Source organism: Phyllobacterium sp. 22552 (assembly GCF_052044585.1).
GTDB classification, from domain to species: domain Bacteria; phylum Pseudomonadota; class Alphaproteobacteria; order Rhizobiales; family Rhizobiaceae; genus Phyllobacterium; species Phyllobacterium ifriqiyense.
Genome location: NZ_JBQENG010000002.1, coordinates 562787 through 579573 on the forward strand (window position 1 = coordinate 562787; position 16787 = coordinate 579573).

Annotated in this window: 19 protein-coding genes; 4 read left to right on the forward strand and 15 right to left on the reverse strand. The window is 52.5% G+C overall.

Annotated elements, in window-relative coordinates; translation table 11 throughout:
* Window positions 1-8: 8 nt before the first annotated feature.
* Entirely contained in the window at window positions 9-611 is a 603-nt protein-coding gene (locus ACTJI9_RS06890; RefSeq protein WP_115052210.1) for a YqgE/AlgH family protein, read from the reverse strand.
* A 264-nt stretch (window positions 612-875) separates the two neighbouring features.
* On the opposite strand from ACTJI9_RS06890, the gene ACTJI9_RS06895 reads away from it, so the two are divergent.
* Window positions 876-1565 (forward strand): protein-disulfide reductase DsbD domain-containing protein, encoded by a 690-nt coding sequence (locus ACTJI9_RS06895; RefSeq protein WP_354346821.1) that lies wholly within the window; start codon window positions 876-878, stop codon window positions 1563-1565.
* 68 nt (window positions 1566-1633) lie between these two features.
* Window positions 1634-2119 (forward strand): peroxiredoxin, encoded by a 486-nt coding sequence (locus ACTJI9_RS06900; RefSeq protein ID WP_115052094.1) that lies wholly within the window; start codon window positions 1634-1636, stop codon window positions 2117-2119.
* Window positions 2120-2162: 43 nt separating this feature from the next.
* Here ACTJI9_RS06900 and rnhA read toward each other — a convergent pair whose 3' ends face one another.
* The 12 genes from rnhA to coxB all read right to left on the reverse strand — a co-directional run bounded on the left by rnhA (window position 2163) and on the right by coxB (window position 11708).
* Window positions 2163-2603 carry a ribonuclease HI gene (rnhA, locus tag ACTJI9_RS06905; RefSeq protein WP_115052096.1) on the reverse strand — a complete coding sequence of 147 codons (441 nt, stop codon included), beginning with the start codon at window positions 2601-2603 and terminating at the stop codon, window positions 2163-2165.
* Window positions 2600-3580, reverse strand: coding sequence for a homoserine kinase (locus ACTJI9_RS06910; RefSeq protein ID WP_440806827.1), 981 nt, complete (start codon window positions 3578-3580; stop codon window positions 2600-2602). The genes rnhA and ACTJI9_RS06910 overlap by 4 nt, the downstream gene beginning before the upstream one ends.
* 2 nt (window positions 3581-3582) lie before the next feature.
* The gene (gene ispH / locus ACTJI9_RS06915; protein WP_435530247.1) at window positions 3583-4584 is read right to left on the reverse strand and encodes a 4-hydroxy-3-methylbut-2-enyl diphosphate reductase; all 1002 of its coding nucleotides are present in this window, start codon (window positions 4582-4584) and stop codon (window positions 3583-3585) included.
* Between the two features lie 45 nt (window positions 4585-4629).
* Window positions 4630-5415: an SURF1 family protein gene (locus tag ACTJI9_RS06920; protein ID WP_440806830.1), complete on the reverse strand. Its 786-nt coding sequence runs from the start codon at window positions 5413-5415 to the stop codon at window positions 4630-4632.
* On the reverse strand, window positions 5405-5803 hold the full coding sequence (locus ACTJI9_RS06925; RefSeq protein WP_115052104.1) for a DUF983 domain-containing protein: 399 nt from the start codon (window positions 5801-5803) through the stop codon (window positions 5405-5407). The genes ACTJI9_RS06920 and ACTJI9_RS06925 overlap by 11 nt, the downstream gene beginning before the upstream one ends.
* Window positions 5804-5813: 10 nt before the next feature.
* On the reverse strand, window positions 5814-6317 hold the full coding sequence (locus ACTJI9_RS06930) for a L,D-transpeptidase family protein (RefSeq protein ID WP_115052211.1): 504 nt from the start codon (window positions 6315-6317) through the stop codon (window positions 5814-5816).
* Between the two features lie 87 nt (window positions 6318-6404).
* Window positions 6405-7286, reverse strand: coding sequence for a cytochrome c oxidase subunit 3 (locus ACTJI9_RS06935; RefSeq protein WP_337353693.1), 882 nt, complete (start codon window positions 7284-7286; stop codon window positions 6405-6407).
* A 47-nt stretch (window positions 7287-7333) separates the two neighbouring features.
* Complete coding sequence (locus tag ACTJI9_RS06940) at window positions 7334-7954, reverse strand: cytochrome c oxidase assembly protein (RefSeq protein ID WP_370878859.1); 621 nt, start codon at window positions 7952-7954, stop codon at window positions 7334-7336.
* A 5-nt stretch (window positions 7955-7959) separates the two neighbouring features.
* On the reverse strand, window positions 7960-8115 hold the full coding sequence (locus tag ACTJI9_RS06945; protein ID WP_307283337.1) for a hypothetical protein: 156 nt from the start codon (window positions 8113-8115) through the stop codon (window positions 7960-7962).
* Window positions 8116-9060: a heme o synthase gene (locus tag ACTJI9_RS06950; protein ID WP_307283335.1), complete on the reverse strand. Its 945-nt coding sequence runs from the start codon at window positions 9058-9060 to the stop codon at window positions 8116-8118. It lies immediately after the preceding gene.
* Between the two features lie 77 nt (window positions 9061-9137).
* Window positions 9138-10799 carry a cytochrome c oxidase subunit I gene (gene ctaD, locus ACTJI9_RS06955; RefSeq protein WP_115052112.1) on the reverse strand — a complete coding sequence of 554 codons (1662 nt, stop codon included), beginning with the start codon at window positions 10797-10799 and terminating at the stop codon, window positions 9138-9140.
* 39 nt (window positions 10800-10838) lie between these two features.
* Window positions 10839-11708 carry a cytochrome c oxidase subunit II gene (gene coxB / locus ACTJI9_RS06960; RefSeq protein ID WP_307283329.1) on the reverse strand — a complete coding sequence of 290 codons (870 nt, stop codon included), beginning with the start codon at window positions 11706-11708 and terminating at the stop codon, window positions 10839-10841.
* A gap of 353 nt (window positions 11709-12061) precedes the next feature.
* Here coxB and ACTJI9_RS06965 point away from each other — a divergent pair, with 353 nt between their 5' ends.
* Both ACTJI9_RS06965 and tldD read left to right on the forward strand, forming a co-directional pair.
* Complete coding sequence (locus ACTJI9_RS06965; RefSeq protein ID WP_115052212.1) at window positions 12062-12580, forward strand: invasion associated locus B family protein; 519 nt, start codon at window positions 12062-12064, stop codon at window positions 12578-12580.
* Between the two features lie 80 nt (window positions 12581-12660).
* Window positions 12661-14073, forward strand: coding sequence for a metalloprotease TldD (gene tldD, locus ACTJI9_RS06970; protein WP_440806835.1), 1413 nt, complete (start codon window positions 12661-12663; stop codon window positions 14071-14073).
* Between the two features lie 729 nt (window positions 14074-14802).
* On the opposite strand, the gene ACTJI9_RS06975 is transcribed toward tldD, so the two are convergent.
* Window positions 14803-16032, reverse strand: a complete 1230-nt coding sequence (locus tag ACTJI9_RS06975) for a class I SAM-dependent RNA methyltransferase (protein ID WP_440806836.1) — start codon at window positions 16030-16032, stop codon at window positions 14803-14805.
* Window positions 16033-16045: 13 nt separating this feature from the next.
* Window positions 16046-16780 carry a TlyA family RNA methyltransferase gene (locus ACTJI9_RS06980; RefSeq protein ID WP_440806839.1) on the reverse strand — a complete coding sequence of 245 codons (735 nt, stop codon included), beginning with the start codon at window positions 16778-16780 and terminating at the stop codon, window positions 16046-16048.
* Window positions 16781-16787: the final 7 nt, after the last annotated feature.

Here is a 16787-nt window from a genome sequence, read left to right on the forward strand (position 1 = left end):
CAAGGCAACTATGCGTGGCCCGCAACAGTTGCCAGCCTGGATGGATCAACGCCCATATGACTGAGAATACGATCGTACTTGCGGTCCATATCGGTATCGAACAGCAATTCCTGTGGCGCTTGGCACGTTAGCCAGCCATTATTTGCTATCTCAGTTTCCAGCTGACCGGATGCCCAGCCAGAATATCCGAGTGTCATCAGGGCTTTGCGGGGACCACGACCGCCGGAAATAGCGCGCAGAATATCGATTGTCCCTGTCAGGCAAATCTCTTCGGCAACCGGCATTGTTGAATCTGTAAGATAGTCATCTGAATGCAGGACAAACCCACGCCTCATCTCAACAGGACCACCGCTGCGGACCAGGAAATCACGTGTTCTTTCTGGCATAACAATAGCCTGCTCTTCATCAAGCACACCCAGTTGAACCAGAATATCTGCAAACTCCATTTCCTGGGCGCGGTTGATAATCAGGCCCATCGCACCCTTTTCGGAGTGCGCACAGACATAAATCACCGACCGTGCAAAGCGGCTGTCATCCATCCCCGGCATTGCGAGAAGGAACTGCCCATTCAGAAATCCTGTATTTTTACTGGCGTCTCTGAAAATCTCCATAGCAGTAAAGGTATCAAGGAATTTGCAAATGACAACGGGCATGGATAACGAATCGTAACCATAGGCCTAATTCCTGGCTAACGGAAAGCTCACGCAGAAATGATGAATTGAAGCTCAAACCCTTCTTGCTCGCGTCTTAAAGGCCTGTAATGGTTAGGCATGAAGATCAGAATATTTATTTTTCTAGCGGCGTTAGCCACTGCTTTTCAAGCTCATGCTGGAAGTTCGGAATGGACAAAAACACCCGGAGGTAGCGTCCGCCTGGTGATAGACAACCCTCCGCCCAATGCAAATGTGGTACGAGGCGTCGTCCAGATCGACCTTGATCCAGGCTGGAAAACCTATTGGCGTGAACCGGGCGATGCGGGCGTGCCACCGGAGCTAAGTATCACTGGCAGCACAAATGTTAAAAGTGCTACGCTTGCCTTTCCAGCGCCACACCGCTTTGACGATGGAGGCACGCATTGGGCGGGTTATAAACAGCCGGTCTCGCTTCCCGTCACACTGACTTTGACGGAACCCAACCAGCCTGCACAACTGAAAGGCCATGCGTTCCTTGGTATTTGTGAGACAATCTGCATCCCCGTTATGGCAGAATTCGATATAGACATCGACAATTCGCCATCTGACGCTCTTTCGAGGACGTTGATAAGCACGGCTTTTGAACAATTACCCGCCAAAGCCACAACCAACTTCGGAGCGACCTCCGCATCCAGGAAGGGTGATGCTATTGAACTCGTCGTCAACTTACCTGCCGATGACCCGGATATCGACATTTTTGCTGCGGGAAACGGATCGGTAGCCTTTGGCATGGCCAAGCTTGAAAAACGTGACGGAAATCGCGCCGTATTTTCCGTGCCACTCACCTCCGGCAAGCAAGAGAAATCGATAATCCTGAACTATACATTGGTCCAAGGAAAGCAGGCCGCAGCTGGAACGATTGACGTTCAATAATAACTCGTAAAAACATGTCGGCAGCACTATGTCAGTTACGTCATACTATTTATCCAAGGAGCCAGTTCATGACGATCAAGGTGGGCGAACGTTTACCCGATGCAAAGTTCAAAACAAAATCTGACGAAGGTGTAAGCGAAATCAGCTCCGACGCGCTGTTCAAAGGTAAAAAAGTGGTGCTTTTTGCCGTACCCGGCGCATTCACTCCGACCTGCAGCATGAATCATCTGCCGGGCTATCTTGAGAACCGCGACGCCATTTTGGCAAAAGGCGTGGACTCAATCGTGGTCGTCGCAGTCAATGATCCTCACGTCATGGGCGCTTGGGCAAAAGCCACCAATGGTGAAGGCAAAATTCAGTATCTTTCTGACGGAAACGCAACCTTCACCAAGGACGTTGGACTGGAAATAGACCTCGGCGCGGGCAATATGGGCGTGCGATCGAAACGTTATTCCATGCTGATCGAAGATGGCGTTGTGAAACAACTCAATATTGAGGAATCGCCTGGTCAGGCGGTCACTTCGAGCGCCGCTACAATTCTCGAACAGCTCTGATAAAGTTCAGAATCGCAAGGATCGGTTATCCGATCCTTGCCATTTACTTCCGTTTGTAAGGCGCCATGCCGGCGCGGGCCAATTCGTCGGCTCGTTCGTTTTCCGGATGCCCCGCATGGCCTTTTACCCAATGCCAGACAACTTTATGGCGCTTGCGCGCTTCATCAAGGGCTTGCCAAAGTTCGGCGTTCTTCACCGGTTTTTTGGCAGCCGTTTTCCAGCCATTCCGTTTCCAGCCCTCGATCCATCCGGAAATACCATCGCGCACATAGACTGAGTCCGTATAGACATCGACTTGGCACGGTTCTTTCAGTGCATTAAGAGCCGAAATTGCGGCCATCAATTCCATGCGATTATTGGTGGTATCCGCCTCACCGCCAGAAAGTTCTTTTTCATTGCCGTTCCAGCGCAGTACAGCGCCCCAGCCCCCGGGACCGGGATTGCCTGAACAAGCGCCATCAGTGAAAGCTTGTATCTCCTTCACGCTTTTTGCCCCTCAAAGGCCAATCCGTATTCTTCAGGAGAGCTTATCTGGCGATGAAAGCGCATGCGACGCAAATATTCCCGCGGGTCTTTTTTGACTACGAAGCTTCCCTCAGGGGTATTCAGCCAATCATAGAGCCTTGTGAGCATAAAACGCAGTGCGGAACCCCGGGCCAAAACCGGCAGACTTGCCGCCTCTTCTTTGGACAAGGGACGGACAGCGTTGTAGCCGCGCAGCAATGCCGTGCCCTTGGTCAAGTTGAACGAATTGTCTTTTTCGAAACACCAGGCATTCAGACAAACAGCAACGTCGTAGGCGAGAAGGTCTGTGCAGGCGAAATAAAAGTCGATAATCCCCGATAACTTGCTGCCGAGAAAAAAGACGTTATCGGGAAACAAGTCTGCGTGAATGACGCCAGAAGGAAGATGGGAGGGCCAATTTTTTTCCAGAAACAACAAATCTTCTTCGGTTTCCTTCGCGAGACCCGCCTCGACTTGGTCTGCATCGGTTCTGGAATTATTCCATAACGGGCGCCAGCTTTCCACCGAGAGCGCATTCTTGCGGCGCATGGGGAAATCTTCACCAGCAAGATGCATTCGCGCCAGTGCCTCTCCAAGTGCCGCACAATGCTGCACTGTTGGCCTGCGCATCCACATGCCTTCCAGAAAAGTTACGATAGCGGCCGGACGGCCTGCAAGTTCGCCGATGTTTGAGCCTGACTTCTGAACCACAGGCAAGGGGCAGCTGATACCTTTACCGGCAAGATGCTCCATGAGGCCCAGAAAAAAAGGCAGATCACTACTGTCGACGCGTTTTTCGTAAAGGGTCAGAATGAACGCAGCCTTGCTCGTGTGTAAAAGATAGTTTGAGTTTTCCACGCCTTCCGCAATACCTTTGTAGGAGAGCAGCTCCCCGATATCGTAGTTCTTTAAAAATTGTGCGAGTTCGATTTCGTTAATATCGGTATAGACGGCCATAGTCAGTGGGTCCCATTGACAAAAGCCATGTCGTGACTTGTTAATTCTACATCCCGCAGATCGCGCATAACGTGGAAATTCTCTGTTTCAACTGTGGTTTCCGCCAGTTCAATCGACACCGAATACCGTTCTGAAAATGACTGGATAATTTCGTCGACGATGATCTCGGGCGCTGATGCGCCAGCAGAAAGCCCGACGGTGGCAATTTTGCCCACGCTATTCCAGTCAATATCGGTTGCCCGCTGAACCAGAAGCGACTGTTTGGCACCGGAGCGCTCAGCCACCTCGACCAACCGCTTGGAGTTGGAAGAATTCGGCGCCCCGACGATCAGGAACAAGTCACAGCCTGGGGCAGCAGCTTTTACCGCATCCTGACGATTGGTGGTGGCATAACAAATGGACTCGGCCGCCGGTGCGGTGAGTGCCGGAAAACGTTCCTGCAAAGTCGCAATTATCCCGGCTGTGTCATCCACAGATAAGGTGGTCTGCGTTACGAAGCCAAGATTTTCTGGGTCCGCGGGCATATAGTTTGCCGCATCTTCAATAGTTTCGATAAGTGTTACAGCTCCGTCCGGTAGCTGTCCCATGGTGCCGATCACCTCTGGATGACCGGAGTGGCCCACGAGGACCACATGACGCCCAAGACGCTGATGGCGCATCGCCTGTTTATGTACTTTGGAAACGAGGGGACATGTGGCGTCAAGATAAAACAGGTTCTTGTTTTCAGCGTCCGCCGGCACCGATTTCGGCACACCATGGGCTGAAAATACGACTGGCTGACCGCGATGCTCGGCAGGAATCTCATCCAGTTCTTCGACAAAAACTGCGCCTCGCGCCTGCAATCCTTCGACAACATAACGGTTGTGAACGATTTCATGGCGGACATAAACTGGGGCACCATACTTCTTCAGCGCCAGAATGACGATTTGAATAGCCCGATCCACTCCGGCGCAAAATCCGCGCGGTCCGCAAAGACGGATTGTAAGTGGAGCTTTCTCAGTCATCATCATATCTCAGCCAAATTTGTTCTTCTTGGAATTGGGCGGCATTCAACGCGAAGTCAACCCCGAACTATTGGATTGAACCGGTTCCTCTTTTGGATGAGTGCGCCGCCAGACCGATATGCCTGCGATAGCGAGCAGAGTTGCGGCAAGTCCATACCAGGTAACTGCATATTGCAAATGACTGTTCGGCAAATCGATAATCGTTACGCCACCGATCGGCAGACCGCCCGGATTGGGCGTTTTATCTGCGTCAACGAAGAACGGAACTAGCTTGTCCGTCGGCACTCCAGACTGAGCCGCCATTACCGGCAAATCTTTCCAGTAGTAAATATTGGCCTTCAAATCATTATCAGGCACAATTGACGAAGGTTTGGCGTCAAGCGGATTGCGCGCCAGACCTCTAACCGCAACCGGTCCTTCAATGCTTGAGCCACGACTGCTGGGTTCTTTTTTGTCATAGGGAACAAACCCGCGATTGACGAAGATAATTCTGCCGTCGATCATCTGAAGCGGTGCATAAACATAAAAGCCTGACATTCCTGCAAATGTTGCGAAATAATGCCGTTCTTGCCCATGCAAAAATTGACCGGTCACAGTCACCGGTCGATAGTCAATATCGTGTTTTTCCGCCCACAAGCTTTCAATCTCAGTGAGCGAAGCCGGCGGTGTATGGGTACGCTGTTCTATTTCCGCCAGTAGATTTTCTTTCCACTGCAGACGCTCAACCTGCCATGTCCCCAGCGCAATGAGAATGAAAAAGACAATGGAACCGAGAATCAGCATGACCCAGGGAAAGCGCCGCCGCTCCATAATATTTGGACTAGTGTTCATTTGACGATGGAATATCCAGCTGGCCTTCTGCAGCCTTGTGCTTGTACTGAAGGGCGATCAATACACCCTTCATCCAGCGGAGCGCCGTCAAGCACAATAAAAGTGCCAGCGGTATCCACAGCAGAAAGTGTACCCATAGCGGCGGATCGACATTGACTTCCATCCACAGCGCCAGCCCGACAACGATAAAGCCGATGATCAGCATAACAAGAACTGCAGGACCGTCTCCGGAATCAATAAACGAGTAATCCAAGCCGCAACTTGTGCAGCGCTTGGCTGGAGTAATGAAGCCGTCGAATAGCTTCCCCTGCCCGCAACGAGGGCATTTGGCCTTCACTCCTGCGGCGAATGGATCGACAGGCGGATAAAGCGCAGAATCTTCATTCATCAAGTATCACTCAAGGGTAAATTTCGATTGGCGTTCCATCTTGGACAAGTGCCCAGATTTCATCCATCTCCGGATTAGTGACGGCTATGCACCCGTCTGTCCAGTCGATAAGTTGAAGCACCCATCCCCACCATCCATAACCATTGACTGCACCGTGGATCATGATCGCACCACCCGGCGACACACCCATCGACTTGGCTGCCGCTTTATCTCGCGCATTCGGGTAAGAAATATGGATTGACTTGTGCGCCATACTTTTCGGATTTCGCCAATCGAGAACGTATCGGCCTTCAGGCGTACGTTCATCGCCCTCCCATTGCTTATGGCCGACCGGCCGAGCGCCAAGTGCAATCTTGTACTCTTTAATGACCGAGCTTCCTGACAAAAGTTGCATCTTTCGCTGGGATTTTTCGACCCGCACGAGATCAACTTTCTCAGCCGCATCGGCCAATGTTCCGCTCACCAAAATGAGGCCCACCAGCACAATCAGCAGCGACACGTGTTTAGCGATCATCGAAAATCCATGCCGCAGCAATGTGCTCAAATAATGAGAGCGGCCGCATTTCTGCGACCGCTCTTTTAGCATAAATACTGCCAGTTTTTAATGTCCAGCAGCGATCGGCGCACCCCACGATGCCCAGACATAGATCGTGAAAAACAGGAACAACCAAACCACGTCAACGAAATGCCAGTACCAAGCAGCAGCTTCAAAGCCGAAATGCTTGTCAGGCGTGAAATCGCCTCGGATAGACCGAAGTAGACAAATCGCCAGGAAGATCGTTCCGATGATGACGTGGAAACCATGGAAACCAGTCGCCATGAAGAAGGTGGCACCATAGATCGAATCTTTGAATGCAAATGGCGCATGAATGTATTCATATGCCTGAACAAACGAGAACAGAACGCCAAGGATAACGGTAAGAGCGAGACCCGTTATAAGACCCTTGCGATCATTGTGGATCAAAGCATGGTGTGCCCAGGTTACAGTCGTGCCGGACAGCAACAGAATAACCGTGTTGTAAAGTGGCAGATGCAGTGGATCGAGAACTTCAAGTCCCTTTGGCGGCCACACACCGCCCGTAAATGTCGTACGAGCCACCTGCTCAACTTCACCCGGATAAAGGCTGACATCAAAAAATGCCCAGAACCAAGCGGCAAAAAACATCACTTCTGAAGCGATGAACATGATCATGCCATAGCGCAAATGCAACGACACAACGCGGGTATGGTGTCCCTGTTTGCCTTCCTTGATCGTATCCGACCACCAGCCATACATTGTGTAGAGCACAATGACCAAGCCAATGGCGAAAAGCCAAGGTGTGGTCAGATTGGCTTTGAACAGGACAAACTCGCCGCCCTTATTGTATTGCATGAAACCAATACCGCCGAGGGCAAGGATGAATGCGCCTACCGAGGCAAGGAACGGCCAAGGACTTGGATCGATAATATGATAATCGTGGTTCTTTTGGTGCGCTTCGGCCATGTTAACCCCCGCAAGGTCTGTTTATTGCACTAGACATCAACATCTCCTCAGAGCTGTCCCGATGTCGTTGTCTTGTTCACCTCTGCACTGGCCGCAACGGGCGCAGGCATTGGTATCGGAAAGAAAGTGTAGGATAGCGTAATTGTGTTGACGCCTTTGAGCTCCGGCGCATTTACAATTTCAGGATCGATAAAAAATACGACCGGCATTTCAAGATCTTCGCCCTGCTTCAAGACGGTGTCCGTAAAGCAGAAACATTCAACCTTGTTGAAATATGCGCCGGCAGCCATGGGCGTCACATTGAACAGCGCACGTCCCGAGGTCGGCTGCGATGCGACATTCCTGGCTTCATATTTAATCAGCTTGGTTTCACCGATTTTCAGCGACACGTCCCGCTGCATAGGCTTGAAATCCCATGGCAACCCGCCTGATGTATTGGCATCAAAACGCACCGTGATTGTCTTGTCGAGGATGGTGTCCGACATTTGTTCAACACGTTGTGTCGTACCGCCATAACCAGTAACCTGGCAGAACATTGCATATAATGGCACGGCAGCAAAAGCCATGCCGACCATCCCAAAGAAAAACGCCAGACAAGAAATCGCGATCGTCCGGTCTGAAACCTTACGTTTTGCCACTAGAACTTCTTTATCAGAGCCCGTTTCCATGCTCATCACATAGGCCTGTTCAGGATATTGGCACCAAGCTTGGCCCACGTACCAACATAAACGATAAGGACGAAAGCTGCGAGCGCAAGCGCAAGTGCGAGCGAGCGGCTGCGTCGAGCGCGCTTCTGCTTGTCGCTTAATGTTATGCGGTCATCACTCATTTAAACACCCAGAACCAGAAGTGCTTTACGCACAAGTATCTCGCCGAGCAGGACGGCGTAGAGACTGAAGAGATAGAAGATGGAAAATGCGAACATTTTCTTTGCAGGCTTGATCATTGGCTCGCCGATTTCCGCGCGCCACACGGTCCATGCGTAAAACAAAAACGCAAAGCCCATCGCAATCGAAAACACGCCATAAACGGGTCCAGCGAAACCCATAATCCAAGGCAGAACCGCCACCGGCGCAACCAGAATTGTATATAGCCAAATCTGAAACTTCGTTGAAGCTTCGCCCATGACATTGGGCATCATCGGGATTTTAGCCTTCTCGTAATCATCGGACATGAACAGCGACAGCGCCCAGAAATGGGGTGGCGTCCATAGAAAGATAATCAGAAAAAGAACAATGCTTTCCATGCTGACCGAACCAGTCACAGCAGCCCAGCCAATCATTGGCGGGAAAGCCCCTGCCGCGCCACCAATAACGATGTTCTGCGGTGTAGAGCGTTTCAGCCACATCGTATAAACGACGGCGTAAAAGAAGATCGTGAAGGCCAGCAAGAACGCCGACAGCAAATTGACAAACAGACCGAGAGTCAAAACGGAGAAAATTGAAAGCAGCAGGCCAAAAGTCAGCGCTTCATCGCGGGAGAGCCGGCCAGCTGGTATTGGACGTTTGGCTGTGCGCTTCATCACCGCGTCAATATCAGCATCATACCACATATTGAGAGCGCCGGAGGCGCCAGCGCCAACAGCGATGCAAAGGATCGCAATGGCGGCAATTACCGGATTAATGTGGCCCGGCGCTGCCATCAAACCAACAAAACCCGTAAACACGACCAGCGACATGACGCGTGGTTTGAGAAGCGCAATATAGTCTGATGCACTGGCTTCAGAGAGGCCAATGTTTGCATCCAGTGTTGCGTGTTTCTCAATCAATGACATGCGCTCGATCTTACAAAAGTTCAGTTTCGTTCAGGAGATAACCGGACTGTATGAATCAGCCCGGTTATCATGATCATTTACTTAATACGTGGAAGCTGTTCCCACTGATGGAAAGGCGGAGGCGATGAAAGCTGCCATTCCAGAGTGGTTGCACCTACGCCCCATGGGTTCGCACCGGCTTCGCGCTTCTTGGCAAATGCTTCAAACACGCCAAAGAGGAAGATGAGAACGGCGACACCGGAAATGTATGAGCCGATGGACGATACTTCATTCCAACCCTGGAAAGCATCTGGATAGTCGATATAGCGACGTGGCATACCGGCAAGCCCAAGGAAATGCTGCGGGAAGAACACCAGATTCACACCAATGAAGGTGACCCAGAAATGCGTGTGGGCAATCGTGTGGTTATACATGTAGCCCGTCATCTTCGGGAACCAGTAGTACCAGCCAGCGAAGATACCAAACACAGCACCCAGTGACAGAACATAATGGAAGTGGGCAACAACGTAGTATGTGTCGTGCATCGCACGGTCCAAGCCCGCATTGGCCAGCTGCACGCCTGTCACACCGCCGACGGTGAACAGGAAGATAAAGCCGATTGCCCAAACCATTGGTGGCTTGAACTCGATTGAGCCGCCCCACATGGTCGCAATCCATGAGAAAATCTTAACGCCAGTTGGAACAGCAATAACCATCGTTGCGAAAACGAAATAGCGCTGCGTGTCGAGCGAAAGACCGACCGTATACATATGGTGCGCCCATACGATAAATCCGACGACGCCGATGGCGACCATGGCATAGGCCATGCCGAGATAGCCAAAAATAGGCTTTCTCGAGAAGGTCGATATGATGTGGCTGACGATGCCGAAGGCTGGCAAAATCATGATGTACACTTCCGGATGACCGAAGAACCAGAAAAGATGCTGGAACAGGATCGGGTCACCGCCGCCTTCAGGCGCGAAGAATGTCGTGCCAAAATTGCGGTCCGTCAGCAGCATGGTGATACCACCAGCAAGAACCGGCAAAGCGAGCAGCAGCAGGAAGGCAGTAATCAACACCGACCATGCGAACAGCGGCATCTTGTGCAGGGTCATGCCCGGAGCGCGCATATTGAAGATCGTGGTGATAAAGTTGATCGCACCGAGAATGGACGAGGCGCCAGCAATGTGGAGTGACAAGATTGCCAAATCCATCGCCGGACCGGGCTGACCCGTTGTCGAAAGCGGCGGATAGATCGTCCAGCCACCGCCTGTACCGTAACCACCGGCTGGACCGGGAACGAACAATGACAGAAGCAGAAGAATCAGAGCTGGCGGGAGCAGCCAGAACGAAATGTTGTTCATACGTGGAAATGCCATGTCTGGCGCACCGATCATGATCGGCACCATCCAGTTGGCAAAACCACCGATCAAGGCGGGCATAACCATGAAGAAAATCATGATAAGGCCGTGAGCTGTGGTGAACACAAGGTACATGTGCTTACCGGCATCGATTGCCGCATCACCCTCGTAGCCATAGACCATGGCAGCAAGACCATGGAAAATCTGAATACCGGGCTCCTGGAGCTCGGCACGCATGGCAATCGAAAGCGCGCCACCGATTATACCCGCGATGATCGCGAAAATCAGATAAAGCGTTCCGATATCCTTATGGTTGGTCGAATTGACCCAACGAGTCCAACCACTGGGTTTGTGGTCGTGATGATCGTCGTGGGCTTCGTGAGCAGCTGAACCTGCCATGAGATAGCTCCCGTTCCTCAAATGCAAAGCGCAGCTGACTTAGTTGCCAGCCACATTGATATTCTTGCCATCATCGATTGATGCAGCGAGTGTCTTATAGGCTCCCGGCAAATCACTGCCAGCGGCCGCGTACCATGCGTTGTACTGCTGCTCCGATACGACACGGATCGCGATAGGCATGAAAGCATGATCCTTGCCGCAGATTTCCGAGCACTGGCCGTAATAGAGGCCTTCTTTGTCAGCCTTGAACCAGGTCTCATTCAAGCGACCCGGTACAGCATCGATCTTCACGCCGAATGCAGGCATTGCGAAAGCATGAATGACGTCAGCGCCAGTCGCAAGGATGCGAACAGTCGTATTCACCGGAACGACCATTTCATTATCCACAGCCAAGAGCCGCGGATAGGCCTTGATGTCTGCCTTACCTGCAGTTGCGCGGTCGGCATCCTTGAGAATCAGCGAATCAAATGAAAGCGGCGCTTCATTGGCTTGGTATTCGTAGCCCCAGTACCACTGGTATCCCGTTGCCTTGATCGTTAGCTTGGGATCTTCAGGCGAATATTGCGCCGTCAGCAACTGGAATGATGGAATGGCAAGGAAAAGAAGAATAACGACAGGACCGACAGTCCAGACGATCTCAACTGCAGTATTGTGGCTCGTCTTTGACGGAACGGGATTGGCACTGGCGCGATAGCGGAACATCACCCAGGCCAGCAATATCATCACAAAAATCGTGATTGGAATGATAAACCACAGCGTATAGTGCTCAAACCAGACGATCTGCTCCATAATGCCGGATGCAGCTGGCTGGAATGTCATTTGCCATGGCTCTGGTTGCGCCGCGATGGCCGTACCGGCACTCAGGAAGCTACCCAGGACACCGGCCAGCTTGACAATATTCTTCTTCACCTAGAGATCTCCCGAATGAAGCATCAGTTCCATACGTTAATGCCGGACGTTCGAGGCCCGGTCGCATGTCGCGTTCAAACCACACATTAGCCTACATCGCAAGGAAGGCGAACGTGATCTCATGCGGCATTTTTGCGCGCAGCTTGTCATCGAAATGCGCCAACCTATGAAAGTTGCGATTTTTTAACGCTAGCTCACCATTTTCCGGGATAAGTATGAAGGAGGCCCACAATGCAGCCATTTTTGCATTACAACACAAGATTGGCTGTCATACCTTGGGGAGTGTTCGTGCAGCATTCTTTTCATCCGGTTCCCGGCGGTCTAACGTCTGGATGATTCGTTTTGGAGCCACCATGTCCATTTTAGCCCTTCGCAATATAGCTGCTGGTATTTTTGCCCTGTCCCTGACTGCCCTTTCCGGCAGCGCACTGGCAGCGCCGCAAAGCGGGACTGTCAAATCAACCCACGGTGCCTGGTCTATTCTTTGCGATACGCCGGCAGGCGCAAAATCAGAACAATGCGCGCTCATCCAGAACGTTGTCGCTGCAGATCGTCCCGAAATGGGTCTTTCCGTGGTGGTGCTGAAAACCGCCGACAACAAAGCAAAGATATTGCGCGTCCTTGCTCCGCTGGGCGTTCTCCTTCCCAATGGTCTTGGTCTTAATGTTGACGGCAAGGATATTGGCCGCGCTTATTTCGTGCGCTGCTTTGAAGATGGCTGTTACGCGGAAGTCATTTTGGAAGAACAGCTGGTTCAAACCCTTAAGACCGGCAAGGCTGCAACCTTCATCGTGTTCCAGACGCCTGAAGAGGGTATCGGCATTCCGGTGGAGCTCAATGGTTTCGGCGAAGGCTTCGACGCCCTCCCCTGATCTTTCCTTAAGATAGCGGTTGTCGCGCGCAGCCCGAAGGCTTACATCCGGTACACCCAAATGAAACCGGACCGGATATAATGAAAAGCCTGATCGATAGTTTCGATGCACCTCGCGAAAAAATTCTGGATACTGTCAAGCAGTCGCTGAAGGGCGCTGATGATGGCGAATTGTTCATCGAGTATCGCGAATCGGAAGGTCTCGTCTTCGACAATGGCCGGTTGAAGAACGGCTCTTTCAATCAGGATCAAGGTTTTGGGCTTCGCGCTGTGGCTGGTGACGCGGTGGGTTATGCTCATGCTGGCGAACTGTCGCTGGGCGCTCTAAAGCGCGCTGCCGATGCTGCCTCTGCGGTCACGACCGGCTATGCCGGCGCATATACGGCCGCGCCTCCCGGAACCAATAGCAGCCTGTACAGCGACGAAAATCCGCTTGGGTCACCCGGCTTTGAAGCCAAGGTGAAATTGCTGCAGGAAATCGACGCCTATCTGCGTGCCAAAGACCCCAAAGTTCGACAAGTCTCCGTGTCGCTGGCCGGATCATGGCAGCAAGTCGAGATTTTGCGGGCCGATGGCCATTTCGTTCGCGATGTTCGCCCGATGGTGCGCCTGAATGTTTCGGTTGTCGTGGGAAGTGGTGACCGGCAGGAAAGCGGCACTTATGGCGCTGGCGGACGCAAGGGGTTTGGCGAATTCATTGCCACCGATAAATGGCAATATGCTGCAGATGAAGCACTGCGTCAGGCGCTGGTCAACCTTGAAGCCATTCCAGCTCCAGCCGGTACGTTCGATATCGTTCTTTCAAGCGGATGGCCTGGCGTCATGCTGCACGAGGCCGTGGGTCACGGCCTCGAAGGTGATTTCAACCGAAAAAAGACATCTGCGTTTGCCGGTCTGCTTGGCCAGCAAGTGGCTTCCAAAGGCGTAACAGTGGTCGATGACGGTACGATTTCGGAACGCCGCGGCTCGCTTACCGTTGACGATGAAGGAATGCCGACAAACAAGACCGTGCTGATCGATGACGGTATTCTTGTCGGCTATATGCAGGATCGCCAGAATGCGCGGCTGATGGGCATGCAACCCACCGGCAATGGACGGCGCGAATCATATGCCCATGCGCCAATGCCCCGCATGACCAATACTTATATGCTTGGCGGGGATAAGACCCCGGACGAAATTATCGCATCCGTGAAAAAGGGCATCTACGCCGTGTCATTTGGCGGTGGCCAGGTGGATATTACCTCAGGCAAGTTCGTTTTCGGCTGTACCGAAGCCTATATGATCGAAAACGGAAAAATCGGCGCGCCTGTCAAAGGTGCAATGCTTATCGGTAATGGCCCTGACGCGATGCAGAGAATATCGATGGTCGGCAATGATTTGCAACTCGATACCGGTATCGGCAATTGTGGCAAAGGCGGTCAATGGGTGCCTGTTGGCGTAGGCCAGCCCCATTTGCGCATGGACCAGATGACCGTAGGCGGAACCACGGTTTAATCTTCCCAATCGATTTTCAAAGAACGCGGGTGTGGCGATCCCTTGCCACGCCCGCTTTTGCGTCTGGCTATTGAGATGGTGGGAAAGACGGGCGGTCATCGAAGCGCGTCTTTGTAGTAGGTTAAGCGATCCGAAGACCGCCCGTCCGGCGATTTTGCATTCTGTCCGTTCCGCTTGGGAGGCCTCGGCTACCCAAGGAGTGCCATTTGCGGCACGCCATGCGTTAGCCTTGTGCCCCTTAAAGTGCTCGTCCAGCACACGCCGTTCCTAGTAACGGCAGGGGAACCCTTGGACAGAACGTCCCCGGATGGCGGGTCCGTAACCCGCCATCGGAGGCGCCCATCCTTCCCCAAACTTCGAACGGCTCCGGAAGCTGTTCCCCGCGGGAAGGACAGGAACAGAATAATTCAGTGCCAGAGCTGTTGGATAAGTTTGTCGAGATTATTTTTGGAAAGTCTGATTTGCACAAGCTAAGTGCGCCCTTCGACAAGCTCAGGATGAGGGAGGTCGATTGATTGCAGGGCGCCAACTCTTGCAAGGCTAGCAAGTTGTCGCTGCGACCCACAAAACTTCCCTCATGGTGAGCTTGTCGAACCACGCACTATATCGAATGCCCCCCTTGCGCGCTCTTGAGCTTGCCTGAGGGGCGAACCACAATCAACTCAAGTGCAGTCAACAAACACTCTTATGGTCGGGCCGTAATCGAGGTTAGAGCGAGTAACTCGCAACCTATTTCTTGCTAAGCAAAGCCACGGCTTCCACATGTGACGACCAGAGGAATTGATCAACCGGCACAACGCGATCAATCTTATATCCCCCCTTGACGAGAATGCTCAGATCCCGTGCCAAAGTAACCGGGTTACAGGAAACCGCAGCCACCTTTGAAACCGATGATTTGGCGATTTCGATTGCCTGTGCTTCGGCACCGGCGCGGGGCGGATCAAAAACGAGACCATTAAATGGTGCAAGTTCTCGCGCCAGAAACGGGCGACGGAACAAATCACGTCGCTCGACACTAACCGGCTTCAATCCCTGTACGAAACGGACACTGCGATCAATTGCTGCAACAGCGCCCTGATCGCTCTCTACCGCATGGACGGAAGATTTTTCCGCCATTCTAAAAGCGAAAGTGCCGGAACCACAAAATAGATCCAATGTCTTTTTCGACTTGGCAAGATGCCCGGCTACCAGATTGCACATGGCTTCTTCTGCCTCAGCGGTAGCTTGCAAAAACCCGCCCGGCGGCAAGAACACTGGCACTTTACCAAAATGGACAAGCGGCTTTCGCGGCTCGACAATGATCTCACCTTCAAAAGAGAGGCGCGCAAAATCCTTTTTGATGACCAGTGCCGTTAGTACCTGCCGCTTTGCAGCATCGGGCGCGCCGCATCCGGAAGCGGTGATATCAAGGCCGGATGCTGTTGACGTCACAGTGAGCTTGAACGGCTTCATGCCCCCGCCCAAAACCGCAACGAGATCGCGCAGATCATCAAGGCGGGATACAATCTCTGGCACCGTGATCGGGCATTCAGCAATGTCGATCAATTCGTGGCTTTGATGTTTATTGAAGCCCAGCACGGCTCCCCGCTCACTGGTACGCACGGCAAATACCGTTCTGCGGCGCGTCTGTGGTGCGCAAGTGACAAGCGGTTCAAGTTTGAACAGCAGTCCCCTGCCGCCAAGTGCATCTTGGACCAGCGATCTTTTCCATTCCTGGTAAGCGCTATCCTGCCAGTGTTGCAATGTGCAGCCACCGCACTCTTCAAAATGCCGGCATGCGGGTGCAACCCGCTCCGGTGATGGTTCGATCAAGGCCATCATCGTGGCGCGACCGTTTTCCAAGGCTACGTTGGCAACCTCTCCCGGCAGGGAAAATGGCACATAGGCGCTGCCAGCGGCCGTGGCAGCAATGCCGTCGCCCCCGGCGCCCATCCGTTCGATTGTTACGCGCGTGCTCATTGATGTTGTCTTTTCAGTTTTTGCTTTTAATACCGGCCAGAAGAAATTCACGGTTGCCATCGCCACCCTCTATGGGTGAAGGGCAAAGCCCCAATGCTTTCCAGCCCGGCAATTGATCCAACCAGTCTCTTAGATCATTTGCGACGCGAATCCCATCCTCTGGATTGCGCAAAATGCCGCCCTTGCCAATTGCATCGCGGCCAGCCTCAAATTGCGGCTTCACCAGCAGCACACAATGAGCGCCATTTTCGGCCAGATCGAGCGCAGGGGGCAAAGCCAGCTTTAGGGAAATAAAGCTTACATCCGAGACAACCAGATCAATATTCCAGCCCTCAAGATGATCACGCGCAAGAGCACGCGCATTGAGATTTTCAAGGTTTGTAACACGCGGATCAGAGGCGATGCGAGAATGAAGCTGGGCTGTTCCAACATCAACCGCAATCACATGCTGCGCGCCGCGCTCCAACAGGACCTGTGTGAAACCACCGGTTGAGGCACCTATGTCCAGAGCAATTCCTGTTACAGCAATGGCGAAATGATCCAGTGCTGCAATAAGTTTCAATGCTGCACGGGAAACATAAGCACTTGCGGGATCATCGACTGCAATCACTACGGTTTCAGCCACCGCAGTGCCCGGTTTGGAAACGACAGAGCCATCAATCGTGACAGTACCGCGCATAATAGCGTCTCGTGCCCGCGACCGCGTGGTAAAGAGCCCGCGCTCCACCAGAAGTTGATCGAGGCGCATCAATTGA

Coding starts and splice junctions, on each gene's coding strand:
- ispH (WP_435530247.1), bottom strand. CDS start 4,584: ATGACTGAGAAAGCTCCACTTACAATCCGTCTTTGCGGACCGCGCGGA.
- ctaD (WP_115052112.1), bottom strand. CDS start 10,799: ATGGCAGGTTCAGCTGCTCACGAAGCCCACGACGATCATCACGACCAC.
- ACTJI9_RS06890 (WP_115052210.1), bottom strand. CDS start 611: ATGGAGATTTTCAGAGACGCCAGTAAAAATACAGGATTTCTGAATGGG.
- ACTJI9_RS06940 (WP_370878859.1), bottom strand. CDS start 7,954: ATGGAAACGGGCTCTGATAAAGAAGTTCTAGTGGCAAAACGTAAGGTT.
- ACTJI9_RS06950 (WP_307283335.1), bottom strand. CDS start 9,060: ATGTCATTGATTGAGAAACACGCAACACTGGATGCAAACATTGGCCTC.
- ACTJI9_RS06935 (WP_337353693.1), bottom strand. CDS start 7,286: ATGGCCGAAGCGCACCAAAAGAACCACGATTATCATATTATCGATCCA.
- ACTJI9_RS06925 (WP_115052104.1), bottom strand. CDS start 5,803: ATGAATGAAGATTCTGCGCTTTATCCGCCTGTCGATCCATTCGCCGCA.
- tldD (WP_440806835.1), top strand. CDS start 12,661: ATGAAAAGCCTGATCGATAGTTTCGATGCACCTCGCGAAAAAATTCTG.
- ACTJI9_RS06920 (WP_440806830.1), bottom strand. CDS start 5,415: ATGAACACTAGTCCAAATATTATGGAGCGGCGGCGCTTTCCCTGGGTC.
- ACTJI9_RS06980 (WP_440806839.1), bottom strand. CDS start 16,780: ATGCGCCTCGATCAACTTCTGGTGGAGCGCGGGCTCTTTACCACGCGG.
- ACTJI9_RS06965 (WP_115052212.1), top strand. CDS start 12,062: ATGTCCATTTTAGCCCTTCGCAATATAGCTGCTGGTATTTTTGCCCTG.
- ACTJI9_RS06975 (WP_440806836.1), bottom strand. CDS start 16,032: ATGAGCACGCGCGTAACAATCGAACGGATGGGCGCCGGGGGCGACGGC.
- ACTJI9_RS06910 (WP_440806827.1), bottom strand. CDS start 3,580: ATGGCCGTCTATACCGATATTAACGAAATCGAACTCGCACAATTTTTA.
- ACTJI9_RS06945 (WP_307283337.1), bottom strand. CDS start 8,115: ATGAGTGATGACCGCATAACATTAAGCGACAAGCAGAAGCGCGCTCGA.
- ACTJI9_RS06900 (WP_115052094.1), top strand. CDS start 1,634: ATGACGATCAAGGTGGGCGAACGTTTACCCGATGCAAAGTTCAAAACA.
- ACTJI9_RS06930 (WP_115052211.1), bottom strand. CDS start 6,317: ATGATCGCTAAACACGTGTCGCTGCTGATTGTGCTGGTGGGCCTCATT.